Annotated in this window: 18 protein-coding genes and 1 riboswitch; of the genes, 5 read left to right on the plus strand and 13 right to left on the minus strand. The window is 54.8% G+C overall.

Annotated elements, in window-relative coordinates; all coding sequences use genetic code 11:
- Nucleotides 1-129: 129 nt before the first annotated feature.
- Together JSS75_04330 and JSS75_04335 are read right to left on the minus strand one after the other, a co-directional pair.
- Nucleotides 130-1,401: an acetyl-CoA hydrolase/transferase family protein gene (locus tag JSS75_04330; protein MBS1902910.1), complete on the minus strand. Its 1,272-nt coding sequence runs from the start codon at nucleotides 1,399-1,401 to the stop codon at nucleotides 130-132.
- A 35-nt stretch (nucleotides 1,402-1,436) separates the two neighbouring features.
- Nucleotides 1,437-2,909 (minus strand): T9SS type A sorting domain-containing protein, encoded by a 1,473-nt coding sequence (locus JSS75_04335; GenBank protein MBS1902911.1) that lies wholly within the window; start codon nucleotides 2,907-2,909, stop codon nucleotides 1,437-1,439.
- Between the two features lie 105 nt (nucleotides 2,910-3,014).
- Here JSS75_04335 and JSS75_04340 point away from each other — a divergent pair, with 105 nt between their 5' ends.
- The gene (locus JSS75_04340) at nucleotides 3,015-3,899 is read left to right on the plus strand and encodes a L,D-transpeptidase (protein MBS1902912.1); all 885 of its coding nucleotides are present in this window, start codon (nucleotides 3,015-3,017) and stop codon (nucleotides 3,897-3,899) included.
- 12 nt (nucleotides 3,900-3,911) lie between these two features.
- On the opposite strand, the gene JSS75_04345 is transcribed toward JSS75_04340, so the two are convergent.
- Nucleotides 3,912-4,526, minus strand: coding sequence for a sugar transferase (locus JSS75_04345; protein MBS1902913.1), 615 nt, complete (start codon nucleotides 4,524-4,526; stop codon nucleotides 3,912-3,914).
- Nucleotides 4,523-5,833: an FAD-dependent oxidoreductase gene (locus JSS75_04350; protein MBS1902914.1), complete on the minus strand. Its 1,311-nt coding sequence runs from the start codon at nucleotides 5,831-5,833 to the stop codon at nucleotides 4,523-4,525. Before JSS75_04350 ends, JSS75_04345 begins: the two co-directional genes overlap by 4 nt.
- Nucleotides 5,834-6,176: 343 nt before the next feature.
- Here JSS75_04350 and JSS75_04355 point away from each other — a divergent pair, with 343 nt between their 5' ends.
- Entirely contained in the window at nucleotides 6,177-6,368 is a 192-nt protein-coding gene (locus JSS75_04355; protein ID MBS1902915.1) for a hypothetical protein, read from the plus strand.
- Between the two features lie 100 nt (nucleotides 6,369-6,468).
- Here the strand turns inward: JSS75_04355 and JSS75_04360 are convergent, their stop codons facing one another.
- From JSS75_04360 to clpX, 7 genes are all read right to left on the minus strand, one after another.
- Entirely contained in the window at nucleotides 6,469-7,476 is a 1,008-nt protein-coding gene (locus tag JSS75_04360) for a homoserine dehydrogenase (GenBank protein MBS1902916.1), read from the minus strand.
- Between the two features lie 23 nt (nucleotides 7,477-7,499).
- Nucleotides 7,500-8,525 carry a homoserine O-acetyltransferase gene (gene metX, locus JSS75_04365; protein MBS1902917.1) on the minus strand — a complete coding sequence of 342 codons (1,026 nt, stop codon included), beginning with the start codon at nucleotides 8,523-8,525 and terminating at the stop codon, nucleotides 7,500-7,502.
- Complete coding sequence (locus JSS75_04370) at nucleotides 8,522-9,712, minus strand: PLP-dependent transferase (protein ID MBS1902918.1); 1,191 nt, start codon at nucleotides 9,710-9,712, stop codon at nucleotides 8,522-8,524. Before JSS75_04370 ends, metX begins: the two co-directional genes overlap by 4 nt.
- Nucleotides 9,713-9,883: 171 nt before the next feature.
- Nucleotides 9,884-10,003, minus strand: a riboswitch (SAM riboswitch).
- 158 nt (nucleotides 10,004-10,161) lie between these two features.
- Nucleotides 10,162-10,407 (minus strand): hypothetical protein, encoded by a 246-nt coding sequence (locus tag JSS75_04375; protein MBS1902919.1) that lies wholly within the window; start codon nucleotides 10,405-10,407, stop codon nucleotides 10,162-10,164.
- Between the two features lie 12 nt (nucleotides 10,408-10,419).
- Complete coding sequence (locus JSS75_04380; GenBank protein ID MBS1902920.1) at nucleotides 10,420-11,307, minus strand: fatty acid desaturase; 888 nt, start codon at nucleotides 11,305-11,307, stop codon at nucleotides 10,420-10,422.
- A 116-nt stretch (nucleotides 11,308-11,423) separates the two neighbouring features.
- Nucleotides 11,424-12,227 (minus strand): methyltransferase domain-containing protein, encoded by an 804-nt coding sequence (locus JSS75_04385; GenBank protein MBS1902921.1) that lies wholly within the window; start codon nucleotides 12,225-12,227, stop codon nucleotides 11,424-11,426.
- A 183-nt stretch (nucleotides 12,228-12,410) separates the two neighbouring features.
- Complete coding sequence (clpX, locus tag JSS75_04390) at nucleotides 12,411-13,673, minus strand: ATP-dependent Clp protease ATP-binding subunit ClpX (protein MBS1902922.1); 1,263 nt, start codon at nucleotides 13,671-13,673, stop codon at nucleotides 12,411-12,413.
- 289 nt (nucleotides 13,674-13,962) lie between these two features.
- Between clpX and JSS75_04395 the strand changes: the two genes are divergently transcribed.
- On the plus strand, nucleotides 13,963-14,280 hold the full coding sequence (locus JSS75_04395; protein ID MBS1902923.1) for a hypothetical protein: 318 nt from the start codon (nucleotides 13,963-13,965) through the stop codon (nucleotides 14,278-14,280).
- Nucleotides 14,281-14,388: 108 nt separating this feature from the next.
- Here JSS75_04395 and JSS75_04400 read toward each other — a convergent pair whose 3' ends face one another.
- Nucleotides 14,389-15,444: a hypothetical protein gene (locus JSS75_04400; GenBank protein ID MBS1902924.1), complete on the minus strand. Its 1,056-nt coding sequence runs from the start codon at nucleotides 15,442-15,444 to the stop codon at nucleotides 14,389-14,391.
- A complete protein-coding gene (locus JSS75_04405) occupies nucleotides 15,434-16,210 on the minus strand; it encodes a site-specific DNA-methyltransferase (GenBank protein MBS1902925.1) in 777 nt (258 codons plus the stop codon). Before JSS75_04405 ends, JSS75_04400 begins: the two co-directional genes overlap by 11 nt.
- Before the next feature lie 543 nt (nucleotides 16,211-16,753).
- On the opposite strand from JSS75_04405, the gene JSS75_04410 reads away from it, so the two are divergent.
- Nucleotides 16,754-17,107, plus strand: coding sequence for a TfoX/Sxy family protein (locus JSS75_04410; protein ID MBS1902926.1), 354 nt, complete (start codon nucleotides 16,754-16,756; stop codon nucleotides 17,105-17,107).
- On the plus strand, nucleotides 17,104-17,673 hold the full coding sequence (locus JSS75_04415; protein MBS1902927.1) for an RNA polymerase sigma factor: 570 nt from the start codon (nucleotides 17,104-17,106) through the stop codon (nucleotides 17,671-17,673). Before JSS75_04410 ends, JSS75_04415 begins: the two co-directional genes overlap by 4 nt.
- Nucleotides 17,674-17,906: the final 233 nt, after the last annotated feature.

Genomic DNA, 17,906 nt, shown 5'->3' on the forward strand with positions numbered 1-17,906 from the left:
GGTCATTGATAGTAATGACGGTTGATAGAAGCAATTCCTTACACTAATGATGACCCATACTCAGAAAATATTCTGTCATTCACCAGCGAAGACATGTCGGTCGGATGACAGGATCACCGCGCTCAGATACTACAGCGTCTTAAATATCTCGAACGCCTGGCGGTCGAGTGATTCGCGGTGACGGGGATGCGCAATGTCAATGAGCTCCTGCGCGCGTTGGCGGAGGCTCTTGCCATAGAGGTTCGCGACACCGTACTCGGTGACGATGTAGTGCACGTTTGCGCGGGTCGTCACGACACCGGCTCCCTGCTTCAAGAACGGGACGATGCGGCTCTCGCCTTTGCTCGTGAGCGACGGCAATGCGATGATCGGCTTTCCGCCTTCCGAGAGCGACGCACCGCGGATGAAGTCGATCTGCCCGCCAACACCGGAATAGATGCGCGGACCGATGGAGTCGGCGCACACCTGCCCCGTCAGATCTACCTCGATCGCCGAGTTGATCGCCGCCACCTTCGGATTGCGACGAATGACGCTCGTGTCGTTGACATACGATACATCGAGCATCGCCACGAGCGGATTATCGTGAATGAAGTCATAGAGTCTGCGCGAACCAAGCGCAAAGCTTGCAACGATCTTCCCCGGATGAACTCGCTTCTTTTCGCCGGTAATCACGCCGCGTTCGACGAGATCGATGATGCCGTCGGAGAACATCTCGGTATGCACACCAAGATCGCGATGCCCCGTAAGCGCTGCAAGCACGGCGTCGGGGATCTTGCCGATGCCCATTTGGATCGTGGCTCCGTCGTCGATCAGGTCCGCAACAAGGCGTCCGATCGCCATCGTCTCGTCGGTCAGCGGTTCGGGGATGCGCTCGGGAAGCGGGTCGTCAACGACCGTCGCGTATTGAATATCCTTGACATGGATCAACCCATCGCCGTGCGTGCGCGGCATGTTCGGGTTGATCTGCGCGATGACGAGCTTCGACATTTCGACGGCAGCGCGCGTCGCATCGACCGACGTGCCGAGCGAACAGAAGCCGTGATGGTCAGGCGGCGAAACATGAATGAGCGTGACATCCAAGGGGATGACCTTGTGCCGAAAGAGCGCCGGGACTTCGGAGAGGAAGACGGGAATATAGTCGGAGTTACCGCGGGCGATCGAATCGCGGACGTTCGCGCCGGTGAAGAGCGCGAACGTATGAAAATTATCTTTGTACTCGTCGCGCGTGTACGGTGCATCGCCTTCGGTGTGAAGGTGGTAGATATTGACGTCGCGAAGATGCGGCGCACGCTCGGTGAACGCGTTGATGAGCTGCTGCGGCGCGGCGGCGACGGATTGGATAAAGAGGTGGTCGCCGCTCTTGATATGGGTAACGGCATCGGCTGCCGAGGTGATATGCATATCACCTAAACAATTTCGCGACCGCTATCTTTCCCTTAGTGTACGACAACGAGTGCAGAGCTCAGGGCGACATCCGACCCACGCAAACAACAACGATATGTGCCGGAGGGAAGCGTGCGCGTATCGAGCCGGACATAATGCTGCCCTGCTTCGACGCGCGCATCGAACATCGTCTGGACGACGCGGCCCGATACGTCGATTATATCGAGTGTCATCTGTTGCGGCCGATCGACGGAGAAATCTAGCATCGTGCTCGACGCTGCGGGGTTTGGCATACAATTGCCGAGCGTAATACCACCGCCATTTGGAATAGTACGAACTTCGGAATTATCCGATGTTGTCGTGTCCAATGTAGTGATATTCCCTACAGAGTCGAGCACCGCGATCCACAGGTCGGAGCTGACAGATCCACCAAGCACCAATTCGCCGGTGAGAACATACTGCTTCCCTCGCTGGAAGATACCATACCCGCCTTCCCCGTTACCGGGTCCATAAGAGTGCTCCCACATGAGCGTGCCTGTGCGATCAACTTTTGCTACATAGAGCTGAGAGTTCATGGTCGTATCGGCAACCTGACCGACGATGACAAAGCCACTATCCGAAGACTGAATGCCGGACCATGCAAATGTTTGTCCATGCGAAAAATGATGGTCGAGCACGCGGTTGCCAAGCGAATCGACAACGAGCAGCCAGGCGTTGGATGCGCCGTTGCTTTCAGAAGAACCGCCATAGAATGCAAATCCGCCGTCGAACGTATTGGTCACTTCGTACGGAGAGTCGTCGAGCGTGTCGATGCTGCTATATACCTTCTGCCATTCGACGGCGCCGCTTGTGTCGTTGCGCACGGCATAGAACTTCTCGTGATTATTCACGCTCGTATGCCCAATGAGCATGCAGCCGCCGTCTCGCGCGATCGTCCCGGCATGGCAGTGCTCCGGTCCGCCGTGATTGTATGTTTTCTCCCAAATGAGATTAAAATTGCTGTCGAGCCGCTGACAGATCATATCCCCGTTCGGATCGCCTTTCGAATCGGTGTGACCGGCCCAGTAATAGTATCCGTCCGAGGTTTGTGCAAACCAGTGCGCATGATCGGATTTGGCATAGTTCACCTCAATCTTCTTCACCGTACGACCATTCGAATCGATCTTATAGAGGAGTGCTTCCTCGGCTCCGCTGAACTGCTGTCCGCTATAGCCGGCGAGCAGCGAGCCATTATCGTGGGTCGGTTGCACAGACCACAGGAAATCGTAGATGCCATGACGTCCGTATGCACTATCCCATAGTTTGTGACCGTTACGATCGAACCGGATGACGTAGTAATCCTCCTGGGCTGAATCCGTTGCATCGGTTGCACCGGCGGCAACAAACCCGCCATCGGTGGTTGGTTTAATGCGATAGCCGAATTGATACCCGGCACCGCCATAATGCTGGTAGGGTTGGGCCGACAGCACCCGGGAAAAACAACAGAGGCATACAAAAATACAGAGCGAGTTTATACGCAGTTGCATGGGGAATGAGCGGGTTGTAAAGGATCGTGTCGTCTGTGTGCGTTCTATTAACGCTTTGGCACGGAATATGTTCAATAAAGTTATACTACCAGATGTGTCTATTTTATGACGCAACCGTTCGTGCCGCTTCGTGCGAGTTCGCTTTGTCTTCTACTCATCATAATTGCATCCTGTTCAAAAGAGCGCACGGAGACTCCGAAGCCGTCCGCGCCGCTCGTGCAGAAACCCGCCACAATGCCGCCTTCCGCCACAGTGCATCCCGTGTCGGGCCACTACCGCTCGTATCTGATCGACGGAGCCTCGGCGCTTTCGGCGTTGCTGCGCTCGCTCGGGCCTGACGGGATGATGCTCGTCTATAAGCTGAATCGGCGAGATCTCAAACATCTGAAAACGGGCGATTCGATCGTCATCCCGTTAGCCGCAGATAGTATCCTCGCATATTCGCCATTTCCGCGGCATCTGGATTCGCTCGGCGCTCAAGGCAAGCTGCTCGTTATTTCGCGTCGCGTTCAGGCATTTGCCGCATACGAACACGGCACGCTCGTGCGATGGGGACCAACAAGCACCGGCAAACGCACGACCCCTACGCCGGAAGGACTCTATCACACCAATTGGAAATCGAAACAGACCCACAGCACTGTGGACGACGCCTGGATATTGAACTGGTACTTCAATCTCGATAATCTTGAAGGCATATCACTACATGAATACGATCTGCCCGGGTATCCGGCAAGTCATAGTTGTGTGCGTCTGCTCTCGGAGGATGCAGAATGGATCTATCATTGGGCCGATCAATGGATACTCACGCCGGACGGTGCCCGTGTTGCGACGAACGGGACGCCGGTTATCGTCTTCGGTAACTACGCCTATGGAAAGATACCGCCCTGGAAGAAGCTTGCAACCGATTCGTCGGCATGCGATGTCAACGTATCCGAAGTGACAAGCGCAGTTCGCACATATCTCGTCTCCGATTCGAGTATTCGTAAGTGAGGCGAAATACTCTCAGTATGCTCCCTCACCCCATAGAACGACAGGAATCGTACGCAGCAAGATTTTTACGTCGGTACGGATCGACATCTCTTCGATGTAGCGAAGATCGTAGGGCAGCATGGATTCGATCGAAGTGTTCTCGCTTCGCGCATTGATCTGCCAATACCCCGTCAGTCCGGGAGGAACGGAGTGCCGTTGCGCGACTCGAGGGTCCGCGGCGGCAAGCATACGCGCGACAACCGGCCGGGGCCCGACTAGGCTCATGTCGCCGAGTACTACATTGAATAGCTGCGGCAACTCGTCGAGCGACGTTCGACGGAGAATATAACCAACTGGCGTAACCCGCGAATCATGCGTAGATTTCTCAAGGATCTGCGCCACAGACGGCGCATACAGATCGACACGCATCGACTCTCGGGTCACATCGATTCGCATCGATCGAAACTTTATCATGCGGAACACTTGCCCATCGCGACCGATGCGCGGCTGAAGGAAATAGACTGGGCCGCCATCGGAACATTTGATCGCCGCTGCAACGATCAACTGCACCGGAAGCGTGAGAATAAGTAGTAGCGTAGCCACCGCAACGTCGAGGCCTCGCTTCATCAATAGATAGTGTGTGTTCATACTACGTGTTCGGAATGTACCCGGTGTACGGTCTCGGCGGCACGACGTCCGCTGAGGATCGTTTGGTCCATATTCAGGTATTCCCAGTCACCGAATCTGCCGCACGGAATAATACCAAGCCCATGGAGATACTCGTGAATTATCCGGGCGGCTTGCGGACGGGCCCAGTCGTAGATCACATACGCAGGCTCGATCGTTACGCAGTGACGAGTGAGTATTCGATCGTCACTGCGCACGATGCCGATCCTGCGTAATTGTTCGATCGTTCGATCCGTCAGACTGTCGCGTTCGAGCGGTCGGTCGCTGGAATCGGTGATCTCGGCCATGATCGAACTGGTCCCGCTCGGCGCGAGATCGTCGGCAAAGTTCATTGGGAAAGAAATTCGCTGAAACAACACCTCACGCTCCGGGAAGTATATCCAGTGTTTGTTGCTGATATTCGGCCGGTCGATCCCAAGTACAACCGTGTGGACCGTATTCCATTTCAACGAGCGAGCGGCGGTGAAGACCGATTGCGGAACCTCGCCGAGCAAGTCGATCAGCCGGTGGAGCGGTATTGAAGTAATCAGAACATCGTAGGATGCCGTCGAGCCGTCGGCGAATGTCAATGTTCGAGAGGTCGCATCGATCCGCACGCACCGCGTTGCGGAATGCAGGTTCTGAACCTGACGTCGGATTCCTTCGGTAAGCGCTCCCATTCCCCCTCGTTTCGGGTACCAGAATGTTCCGTTTGTACCGAAACGTCCCCTGTCATCGTTGCGCCGCAGACCGGCTAGCACATCGCGAAGCTTCGTCCGAGGCACGCGATCGTCCATCCAGTCGGTGCTCATCGAACGAGGATGTACGCCCCACACTTTCTCGTTGAGCGGAAGCATGCAATGTTTTGCGATACCGGCCCCGAAGTTCGCGAGAATCCACTCCTCGAAGTTCGCGCTTCTGGTTGAGCGCCTCTGTATGCGTGCTCGTGCGAGCCCGATCAGATTCTCGGCAATCACTTTGCGTGGCAGCCCCCGCATATTCGCCTGATAGGGGTACGGCGTCATCGTCCCATACGAGTACAGCCACGAACTGCGTTCTCGAACTTCGAAGTTGTCTGCAAGGATCGTCCGGATAAACTCCGATGCGTATGGATCCCGAGTGAAGAGTATATGAATTGCATGATCGAACGTAAACCCGTCGACAGTGAACGACCCGGCAATTCCGCCGAATTGCGAACGTGCCTCAAACAATGTGTATGGGGTGCGCAGATGATATGCTGCGCTCAACCCTGCCAGTCCGCCACCGAGTATGACCGTTTGTAGAGACATGAAGTAGTTATCGGGTTTCATTTCCCGCTACAGGTACTACTCAATTATGCGAGTGTTGTACCATTATAAGTACCTCTCGGAGGTATGATGGCGTGACTCATTATAGGGCAATAAGTTATGCCCCCTGATTCTGGTAGTGGCTCAGTTTAAAACGGTGCAAGGAGCTGTCATTCTGAGCGAAGCGAAGAATCCCTTGCTGAAACCCTGTGAGGCTCCGCCAAAGGGATTCTTCGCGTTGCTCAGAATGACATTTGGAATACAGTCAAAGCTGAGCCACTACCTTATACTTTACGGTGAACTTGTTTACCCGATGAGAAGTGTTCTGTGTAAAAGAGAGGATAATATGCCGACACCAACTGACGAACCACTCGATATTAACATCCCGCCGCCGGAATCGCGCGGTGCAGGGATGGTACTCATCTGGCGCTGCACCAACTGCGGCGAGATCTTCCACTTGAACCACGCTCCGTTGCCCGAAGTCTGCCCAAACTGCGGCAAGGACCGGAGCTACTTCGAGCAAGTGATCGAGGATTGAGCAAAGAGACCGTAGGACGGACTTTTCGTCCGTGCCATTATTGAGAATAGACTGCCTGCCGATAGAGGGACGGACTAAGAGTCCGTCCTACTGATCTTGTTTACAGCCTTTCTCTGAGCAATTCCACGACATCGCTGATCACGGCCGATGCTGTCGGGAAGCTGCCGGCACCTTTGCCATAGAGGATTTGCGGGCCGGCGTGACGAGCCGTGATCTCGAGCGCATTGAACTCATCGCGTGTTGCGGCAAACAGATGTTCACGGGTGATCGACTGTGGGGCAACACGCGCGAGAATCTCCCCATCCGATGAAAGTCTGGCCTCTGCGATCAGCTTCACGACATTTCCCTGCTCCTTCTCGGCGGCGATCCGGTCGTCGGTGATCGTTTCGATACCGATCGTTTCGATCCGGTCCGGTGCGATGTGTTTTCCGAATGCGTGATAGACAAGTACCGAGAGCTTCTGCGCTGCATCCTGACCGGAGACGTCAAGCGTGGGGTCGGCTTCGAGAAATCCGCGCTCACGCGCAAGCACGAGTGCATCACCATAGCTCAGGTTATTGTCCGTCATACTCGTGAGGATAAAGTTCGTCGAGCCGTTGACGATACCACGGATGGCCTCGACCGTATCGCCGGCGCGGTGGTCGTCGAGCGCACGCAAGACCGGCACACTGCCGCAGACCGACGCACTATAGTATAAGTTCACGCCGTTGCGTTCTGCAAGTGTTCGCAAGCGAGGTAGTTCATGTGCAAGCAAGAGCTTGTTCGCGGTGATGACATGTTTGCGCGCTTTCAATGCCGCTTCGATCACGGTCTGTGCTTCGTAGCGCCCACCCATCAGTTCGATGACGACTTCGATCGACTCGTCGGTGAGTATATCCTGCGGATCGAGTGTGATACGATCGAGCGGAAGATCGGCGTCGCGGTCTTTCGCTCCGTCACGAACACAAACGCGTTCGATCGACACGTCAATACCGAATCGCGATGCGAATTCACGGCGCTTTTCGTTGAGTACACGCCATACACCGCTGCCGACAACACCAAGCCCGAACATTCCGATACGCAAGGTCTCGAGGCGTTTCGGGATTGAAATAGCTGTGGTCGATGCCACATCCGAACCAAATAGAAATTCACTCATTGAACGATCTCCTCTGTAATTGATGACTGGCGAATGGCAGTGACGAACGGTGTAAGCAAGCGTGCAAGCGTTGCTTCGGCAACCAAAAACGAATCGTGTCCGCAGTTCGCATGCAGCGTCACATACTTCGCCATTGGGATGCGCGACGCGAGCGAGCGTATCTCGGACTTCGGATAGAGCACGTCCGAATCGATACCGACAAACACGCTCGGGCATGAGAGCGAACCGATCGCCTCCGATACGTCATAGGTCTCCATCGCTTGTGTCAATCGAAGGTAGCTATGCGGCGAAAACCGTGCGGCGATCTTCTCACCCTGATGTTGGAGATAATGTTCGACCTCGAACTGGTCTTCGCGTCGATCCCTGGCAAACCGCTGCTCGAACTCTTCGCTGCATCGGTATGAGGTCATCCCGATCTGACGAGCGATGCGCATGCCTTGTACAAATGCGTCGTCTGTCGATCCGCCGGCGGCAGCGATCGTCTCGATCGTTTTGCGGGTCACCGAACTGAATGCGATCCGCCACGCACTGTGCGACGCCCCACACGCGATCGGAATCACGGCATCGAAAAAGCCTGGCTCGAGCAATGCCAATTCCAGGAGCACCATTGCACCCATCGAACCTCCGATCCCGATACGTGCCCTGCGAATCCCCAACTCGGCAAGCGCAGAGAGCTGCGAGCGTGCGATGTCGCGTGTCGTGATCGACGGAAAGTCTTTCCCATACGGACGTCCGGTATGCGGTGCAATACTGTCCGGGCCGGTCGATCCGTAACAACTACCGATTGCGTTGAGACAGATTACGAAGTCATCGGCCGGATCGATCAGCTTCCCTGCGCCAACGAGTCCGCCCCACCATTGCGAAACATTTGTATCGCCGGTCAATGCGTGAAAGACGATGACTGCATTCGAACGTTCGGCATTGAGTGCGCCATAGGTAGTGTACGCGATCTCCACACCAGGAAGTATAGCGCCGCTATCGAGCACCAAATCGCCGATCGTACATCGAGAGAGTGAGCTCATGCGACCACCTCCTCGAGTGAAGGTGCAGTGATCGATACGCGACGTTCATGTGCCCCAAGTGCGCGATCGAGATCGTGCAGCAGATCGTCGATGTGCTCGATACCGACGCTAATACGAATGATGTCGTCGGTGATGCCTGCCTTCTTGCGCAGATCCGCACCCATGGATGCATGACTCATCGTCGCCGGATGTTCGATGAGCGATTCGACACCGCCCAGCGATTCCGCAAGCGCAAAGACTGTGGTCGAGCCGATGATCCGGTGTGCTTCTTCAATCCCACCTGCGATTCGGAAACTAATGACTCCCCCAAATCCGTCGAACAGCTTTGCCGCCGTTTCGTGAGTCGCGTGGGACACACGTCCAGGGTAGAACACCTCTTGCACCGCCGGATGAACCTCTAAGAACTCCGCGACCCGGTGTGCATTTTCTTCGTGCTGCCGCATTCTCACACCCAACGTCTTGATGCCTCGCAGCACGAGCCAACTATCGAACGAGCCGGTGGTAACACCGAGTGCATTCGCAAGCCAATAGATGCGATCGCCGAGCTCGCGCTCTTTTGCGATCACCGCTCCGCCGACCACATCGGAATGTCCGTTGAGCCACTTCGTCGTCGAGTGCACAACGATGTCTGCGCCGAATGCGAACGGTTTGAAGTTGTACGGCGAGAGGAATGTATTATCTACACAAACAAGAATGTCGTGTCGGTGTGCGATCTCGGCAAGCGCCGGAAGATCGACAACTCTGAGCAATGGGTTGCTTGGTGTCTCGATCCACAGACATCGGGTGTTCGACGTAACAGCGGCTTCGAGTGCGCGCACGTCTTCGAGATCGACGAACGACACATCGAGGATGCCTTGTGTCTGATAGTGATTCAGTAGTCGTGCTGTCCCACCGTAACAATCATGCGTGCAGATGATATGCGAACCCGCAGGAAAATGTGAAAGCACGGTGGTAATCGCTGCCATTCCGGTCGAAACGGCGACCGCCGTTGCGCCGCCTTCAAGCTCGGCCAGTACGGTCTCGAGCGTTGCACGTGTGGGATTACCGGAGCGTGTATAGTCGTAACCCGTGCTCACACCCGGTGCGCGAAAGCGGAAGTTGGACGATTGATAGAGCGGCGTACCGATGCTCCCGTACTCGGAATCGGTATGCGTGGTCAGTTGTATTGCGGATGTTTCGATGTGCATGGTCGTCTGATGTTTGGTGGACTCATTCCAAGAACAGCAGACGACACACGAGGTTGGCGATCTATTCCCACATGCAGACGCCGGACCGATAGGTTTAAAACGAAAAACCTATCGGAAAGCGCCGATAGGTCGTAGTAGAGGTTCGCACACAAGCGAACAAGCTAATACCTCGGCTCATCTTTCCTTGAGATCGCTCTCGCGGCAGGATTTAGCACCTGGGCTCGAAGCCTTGCGGCTTCGACGGTTGCTACAGCTTCTTCGGGCCTGTCCCTCAGCTGTTCTTGATGAGTAACGAAAGAATAACTATTCGTATGGGATTTAAAGTTTCCGTTGCACTACGAACGAAGTGAGGAGTCCGGGAAAGCACTACGTCCAACAGGCGCATGTATTCAAAAGCGACTGCCAGTATTGACTTCTGCCATCGGTCAGAATGGCAAGTCTCGCGAATACTAGAGTAGTGTGATAACCACCGATGCAAGAATCGAGATTGCACCGATACCCAACCATACCACCGCCACCATGCAGCCTTTCGTCGTGCGGTTATACACTCGGTTGTACGCCGCTTTCTTTGGGTTCGTGAGCCATCCCCAGCCTCGAGGCGCCTTCAGACCCATGTTATTGCGAACGTACCGTTTCCACGATGTTCGCGCAGCGATGCGTTTCTTGATCGAAGGACGACGATACCCGAACCGCATACCCCCTCACTTCTAGGCCGCCGGCACCAGCGGCGATTCGTGTGTGTGCCCCATGCGCTCCAGACGCATTGAATGTGTGCGCATCTTCGGCATAACGAGACCGAGAATATAGGTCTTGAACATGAAGCTCCAGAATCCGCTGGCGTTGAGCTCCGGATCGATCAGATGCGCGACCTTCGCATGTGCAGCCGGCGTCTCGCTCCAGTGCGTGCTGGCACGCATGTGGTGTACGGTGTGATAGCCGTTATTGAACAGGAAGAGATTCGTTAGGCCCAGGAAGTTGCGCGAATGATTGTACTCCGATTCCTCGTCGCAGTGCACGTGCTGCACATAGTTGAAGATCATGATCATGTAGAGCGCGAACTGCTGCGGCACCACGATGAACAGCAACGCTTTCTGCCAGTCGATCAGCAGCGCAACACCGACATACACGATCAGAGCGACATACTGCATCACATACTCCCAGAAGTACGGACGGTCGGTCTTCCACATCTCTTTGAGATACGAGCGGATCGGCGTCTGCTGGAAGTAGCTCGAGATCGTCGGATACGTCAGTAGCGTGATCAGATTGTTCTTCTCACTGTAGCGATAGGTGATCGTATAATCGCCCGCTTTGTTATTAAGCTTGTGGTGGTTCTTATTATGCGTCGGGATCCAGCCGAACGCCGGAAACCCATAGAAGAGCGTCAGCCAATAATCCATGAAGACGTTCATCCACTTCGGCTTGAACGTCGCGACGTGATTGTGGTTGTGCGCGATCACGGCTGTTGCCACGCCGAGATACAAGCTCAGGACGAACAGAAAAATATTAAAATGCGGGAGGCTCCACTGCACAATCAGTGTCGCAGTTGTTACCACCATATAGATCACTGTGCGAATGTCGGCACGATACTTCAGCATTCTTCGGATACTCTCTTAGAACTGATGACGAAAAAATACCGCCCTTGTGGTGGTCGGCGGCCGTTCATAATTATACGTCTCAACCTTGGGGCGGCCAAGACGAATTCCTATCGTTATTATTCTAACTCTGGCTGCCGAGATGTCGTTTCGGAGAAATTGTCTGTCTTAACATCTATCTGGCCGTAATACACGTTCGTCGTGTATTCGAAGACTACCCGACCGTCGTCGGCATGCTGCCGAAATAGATCGGTAAATGCCGCTATCATTGCCTCAAGCGCCGGTCCCTCGTTCGGCACATACGACGACGAAAGAAGCCGCCCCAGCATCCCCTCGAGACCAAAGACCTGCCGGTTCTCGAACGTCACGTGCCGGTACTCACCACCGAACAGCGTCCTCATCGCCGTCAGATCACCCCAGGCATGACTTACATCCTTATAGTCGGTACCATGTGTTAAGAGCAATGATTCATACTCTTGCAGGAATGGCGTTGCGTCGATTTCCCGGTCGTTCCAGACCAGCACGACCCAACCATCGGGCTTGAGTATACGCAAGAACTCAGTGCGGGCAGATTCGGGATCGAACCAGTGGAATGCCTGCGCAGCGGTGATGATACCGACCGAATGATCGGCGAGCGTGGTGGCGTCAGACGTCCCGCCGATGTGACGAATATTCGGATACAGCGCGAGCAATTGCTCTGACGCCTCGCGCATCGGCACATTCGGTTCGACAGCAAATATGGTCGCGCCGGTCTTGGCGAGTAGCTCCGTGAATATCCCCGTCCCAGACCCGACATCAGCAACCACCGAACCCGGATCAAGCCCGAGCTCTCGCTGCAAATACTCGATCAACTCCGGAGGATACGACGGCCGGTACTTAATGTAGTTCTCAACGCGATCGGAAAAACGGGCGGTAGTATTCATCTCAACAGAACCTCTTTCAGTAGTGGCACGGGCTCTTAGCCCGTGCACGCGATGCGCTAGCGAGCGTACGCGTCGAGGAGAGTGCTCGCTTCGCATTGCACTGCACGGACTAAGAGTCCGTGCCACCGCTTTGGGTGCCCTCCCCAATGTTACATTTTACATTTTACATTCCCCCGCCGCCGCTCACGCCGCCAGCGACTCCCCCGCTCCGCTGCGAGTCGTGATCGGCTTGCCTGTGCCTTCGACGCTTTCGCGCGTGACGGTCACGCGTTCGAGCTTCGCATCGTCGGGCAGCGAGAACATCAGCTCGGTCAGGACCTTCTCCATGATCGAGCGCAGCGCACGTGCACCCGTCCCGCGGCGGACGGCTTCGTCGATGATCGCATCGAGCGCATCGGCGCGGAAGTCGAGCTCGACGCCTTCCATCGCGAAGAGTTTTTTGTACTGCTTCACGAGCGCGTTCTTCGGCTCGGTGAGGATCTGCAGCAGCGCCTCGCGCGACAAACCATTCAACGCGGCAAGCACCGGCAAGCGGCCGATGAGCTCGGGGATGAAGCCAAATTTCAATAGGTCGTCCTGCTCGGCGAATTGGAAAATGTTTTGCTCTTTCTCCTCGCTCTTCTCCGGGAATGCCGCGCCGAACCCGATCGGGTTCTGGTGCATGCGCTTGAGGATGATCTTTTCCAGACCATCGAAGGCGCCGCCGGCGATGAAGAGGATGTGCTTCGTATTGATATAGATCAGCGGCTGCTCGGGATGCTTGCGGCCGCCTTTGGGCGGGACGCCCGCGACCGTGCCTTCGAGCAGTTTCAACAAGCCCTGCTGCACGCCTTCGCCGGACACATCGCGCGTGATCGACGCGCTATCGCTGCGGCGCGAGATCTTATCGACCTCATCGAGATACACGATGCCGCGCTCGGCACGGCTGACGTCGTACTCGGCCGACTGCAGCAGCGCCGAGAGGATCGACTCCACGTCGTCGCCGACGTACCCCGCTTCGGTGAGCGTCGTTGCATCGGCGACGGCGAACGGCACGTCGAGGATGCGCGCGAGCGTCCGAGCCAGCAGCGTCTTGCCCGTGCCGGTCGGACCCATCAAGAGGATATTCGCTTTCTCGATCTCGGTGTCCTCGAAGCCCGGCACGCCGATGAGCGTCTCGGATTCGATGCGCTTGAAGTGGTTATAGACCGCGACCGAAAGGACCTTCTTCGCTTCGTCCTGCCCGATCACATACTCATCGAGCGATTTCTTGATCGAACGAGGCGTGACGCGTGCGAGGCCGGCTTTGCGCGTGTTCGCGCGCGGCGTGAAGTCGGGCAGATGCGCCCGCAGCAGCTCGACATTGTTCGCCGAACAGATATCGCAGATATACGCATCGCCATACGGCGCGCTGATGAGCGTCGTCACCTCGTCGGCCGGCCGCAGACAGAACGAACACCGCGGCATCGGTCCTTTCCCCGTCCCACCGCCATCGCTCCCCGCCCCCGTCCGACCCTTCCGGGCCCGTGTAGTCTTCTTTTCGTCCATAAGTATCGCGCTCCAAGCGCCAAAGATACTAACAGATACGCGTTCCGGAAGGGTTGCGAGGGGGAGGGGTACCAACAATGCTTGTTGGTGAAACATGGTTTGGACGGAGAGTAGATCTCGGGAATTCAAGGCCCGGACGCGATTGTTGGTTAAATGTGTGCGCAGTGTGAGTCATATTCAGGCAACATATCACATCCATTATTGCCCTATGCTGAAGAAGTTCGAATCATTAAGCAACGAGGAGAAGAAAGCAATTATCAACAACCGTCAACCGGTCGAATTTGAAGTGGACCTCAAGGAGCTAATAGACACGATTGATAACATTGATACGCTTGCCGAGAAGGCTGTCAAAGATCAGAGGATATCAATTACTCCTCCCTACGTTAGCGAGGCTATGATCGGCACCGTATTGGCCCATGGACCGACTGCATGGCAGAGATTCTTACTCTTGCTTAGCTATTTCGGAGCGAAAGTCTTTCTCAAACTGAAGGATCAGCATACTGCAATTATCGAGATATCCTTCTGAACGATGGCTCCGCAATCTCATCGGGCGAGCCTGGCGTGCTTTCGTAAGGTAGACTCAGTACGACGACAGAACTTTCGTTCTTCAATGCGAAGCGCAGTGTTCCTGCTGCTATAGCTGCTGGCGCAAGTCATTGATAAACTCTGAGATCGGCCGAACATACTGCTTCAATCCGATATGCTGTTCAGCGTGACTAAGACGAGAGCTGTCATTGGGGAGGTATACAATATGACTCAGTGAGCCGAGGAGTGCCAGTTTCTCATCCGAAAGATCCTCGTCGTATGTGATGATGTGATAAATCTGCTTGATCTTATATCGTCCGAGTGTTCCGCGATCCGCGCTGGTTACCTGTTTCCATCGTTCTCTAAGGGTTCTCTTGCAAGATATTCCAATCAACCAGCTATCGCGCGTCTTTACCCATTTGTCTACCTCAATGTCAGCCTGAAAATGCTCAGGCTGTGAAGCAGAAGGGATACCGTAGTAGTCCAGTATAAAGCTCGTCACATCCTCTAGGCTGCCCCCTGCACGCCCTTTTCTTTTCTGCCCCGCACGTCTTTCAAACTCTTGCACAAATGCCGTTAGAACAATATCCCTCTCTTCGACGGAAATTGTGTCTTTTTCCAACAGAAGCCGGAGGGCAGCAAATGCTTTTACAATCTCGGTTCTCTCGGCTGTCAAGCAACCCTTTACACCGAGATCATCCCATAGACGTATGACCGTCGCGAGTCCGGCGTCGCCTTGAACCTTAAGAAAGGACTGCGCGATTGTCTGGGTGAAAGCTCGGTCATCCGATGGAATATTAGCGATAGCTTGATTGATCGGGATAATTATACTTTCACACGTCAGAACAAAGACACGCATGTCCTCGACGGTCTGAATCTCCTCAGAAAGATCTGCGTGAAGTCTCCTGACGAGCTTCAGCTTGGCTTCAGAGCGGCTGAAACGCTCTTCAAGAATATTTCCAATCGCTGCCTTTTGGAGCGCGAGTTTTTCGGTTGGCGCAATTGGTCCACTTTCCAAAACGCGCATAGCGCTTCCAATTCTCAGTAGTAACCGGTTGTCCTTAGCCACACCTCCGTACTTGTCACCACTTATGAGCATCCGAGCGAACCAATATGATTTGTGCCACGGATTATCCAACTGTTGGACGATTTCTCTAGACTCCATCTGCCGTTTCCATTTCTAGTGATGCTGAGAGATCGTACTGAGCTTTGACTATACCTATCCGTTCCTCTGCCATCCGGCAATATTCCTGTGATAGCTCGATGCCTACAAAATTCCGTCCATTCCTTAGGGCAGAAATTGCAGTTGTGCCTGATCCCATGAATGGGTCGAGCACAAGCCGCGCGGTGGTCGACCCAATAATACGATCGATTAAAGCGACCGGAAAAGGCGCAGGGTGGGCATTCCTCATCTCTTGGCCGAACTCCCAGACGTCACCATAGGCGTTCGCTTTTGGCGCCAACTTGAATTCGGGCTTAGCGATTAGATAGATGACTTCATAAGTTGGTAAGAAATACCCTTGATTAAAGTTGATGCCACCCTTTCTTCGCCAAATAATTATCTGCCTAACGGGAAGACCCTCCACTATATCGTGCCTATCTTGGAGTAGTCCGTCCTGTACTCGCCATTTATGGTTGTAAAAAATTGCTCCCGTGTCCTTTATTAAGCGTAACATTTCAGCAAGGCAGTCGCGCTGCCATTTCACATAATCACCATGTGGCATGCAGTCATCATGATCAGAATATCCGGAAATGAGCGCTGCGTTCCGCCACTTACCACCCCGTCCATCCTTCATACCGTTGCCGGTAGAATTCTTGAGATTATACGGAGGTGAAGTTACTACCAGGTCGATACTCGCAGAGGGCAACTCCCGCATGACCTCAAGGCAGTCCCCGCATATGATTGTGTTGATTACCGAGTCAATATCCATCGAGGTGAATCTTTCACGATTTGCATAGTTGCTAACCAAGAGCTGGAGAGAATGATTTGCGTTCCAGGTCGCAGAAACGGTTAGTCGCAATACCTCGTGCATCGGCTGAACGACATCATTACAACAACGACCTTGGGGTGCAACTTTTGAACTGCGCCCGATCAATTGACTGTGCGTAGTACAATCTATTACGCCCTCTCCCCGGCCCTCTCCACTTTGTGGAGAGGGGGTTCTTATCGGTCATTGGCACGGTTTGTGCTCTGAAATTTTGTTTGATGGGCACCCATTGACAATTGGGATTCGAGGTTGTATATTGAATGCGTGAATGATAGGCACCACATCAGATGTGATGTGCGAGGGGTGATCGGTCTGATCGCCCTGCGCTCGCAAAGTCCGCCCCCCGGCGGACTTTCGTGTTTCTGGGGGTCGCCGAAGTGAGGGGTGTACGCGGGTTCGGATGAATTCTAAGGGACTTACGGACCATGAATTTGGCCGAACGGAAATCCGAAATAACGTATTAGTCATTCAAACCACGAGGTAACCATGGCATACAGCGAAGCACTTGCAGAACGGATTCGGTCCTACCTGACCCGCCGCCGGGACGTCGAAGAGAAAAAGATGTTCGGCGGCATCTGCTTCATGGTGGCCGAGAAGATGTGCGTCGGCGTCATAAAAAACGACCTGATGGTCCGCATCGATCCGGATGACACCGATGCCGCCGTCAAGCGGCCGGGTGCACGTCCGATGGATTTCACGCACCGACCGATGGCCGGCTACGTCTATGTGACTGAGAAGGCCCTCGATAAAGAAACCGACCTGCACCGCTGGCTCGACGAGGCGCTTGAATACAACAAGATCGCCAAGCCATCGAAGAAGCGAAGCAGCAAGAAGAAATGAGCGGCGACGAGCACCACAAACTGCTTCATCGGCTCGCCACCGGCGACAAAGAGGCGTTGCGGCTGCTCTATGACGCGTTCTCGGGCAAGGTTTACAATACGGCCCTCTCCTACGTGCAAGACCCTTCGGACGCCGAGGAGGTGACGCAAGATGTGTTCGTTGACATTTGGCGCACGGCCTCCGGCTTTGCAGGCGGCTCGACGGTTTCGACCTGGATCTACCGCATCGCCGTCAATCGGTCGCTCGACGTGTTGCGTCGGCGCAAGCGCAAGAAACGCACGGCCACGCTCGTGCGACTCTTCAACCCCACGAGCGGCAAGCTCGAACACGACGCGTCGGATTTCGTCCACCCCGGCATCGAGCTCGAGCGGCGAGAGGATTCGAAAGTGCTCTTCGCGGCGATCGACGAGTTGCCCGACAAGCAAAAGACTGCGTTCATCCTCACCTACGTCGAAAACCTGCCGCAGCAAGAAGTTGCAAGCGTCATGGGCACCAGCGTCGGGGCCGTTGAGCAGCTGCTGCAACGGGCGAAAGTGAATTTGAGGAAACGGATAGAACGAGAGTAGAAAGTAGCCCCGACTTTAGTCGGCGACGAGGCTGGCGGATCGCCTTCGGCGATGCTCCGACTAAAGTCGGAGCTACTTGCGGAGGAGCCACTTGAGGAGGAGCTACTTGAGGAGGAGCTACTTGAGGAGCTTCTTAATCCGTGGTGTCATTCTGAGCGAAGCGAAGAATCCCTTTCGGCCTGTACGGGCCTTCGAGGCAAACCTCAAGGGATTCTTCGTCGGGCTAAAGCCAC

The organism is Bacteroidota bacterium, from assembly GCA_018266755.1.
Classification (GTDB): domain Bacteria; phylum Bacteroidota; class Ignavibacteria; order Palsa-1295; family Palsa-1295; genus JAFDZW01.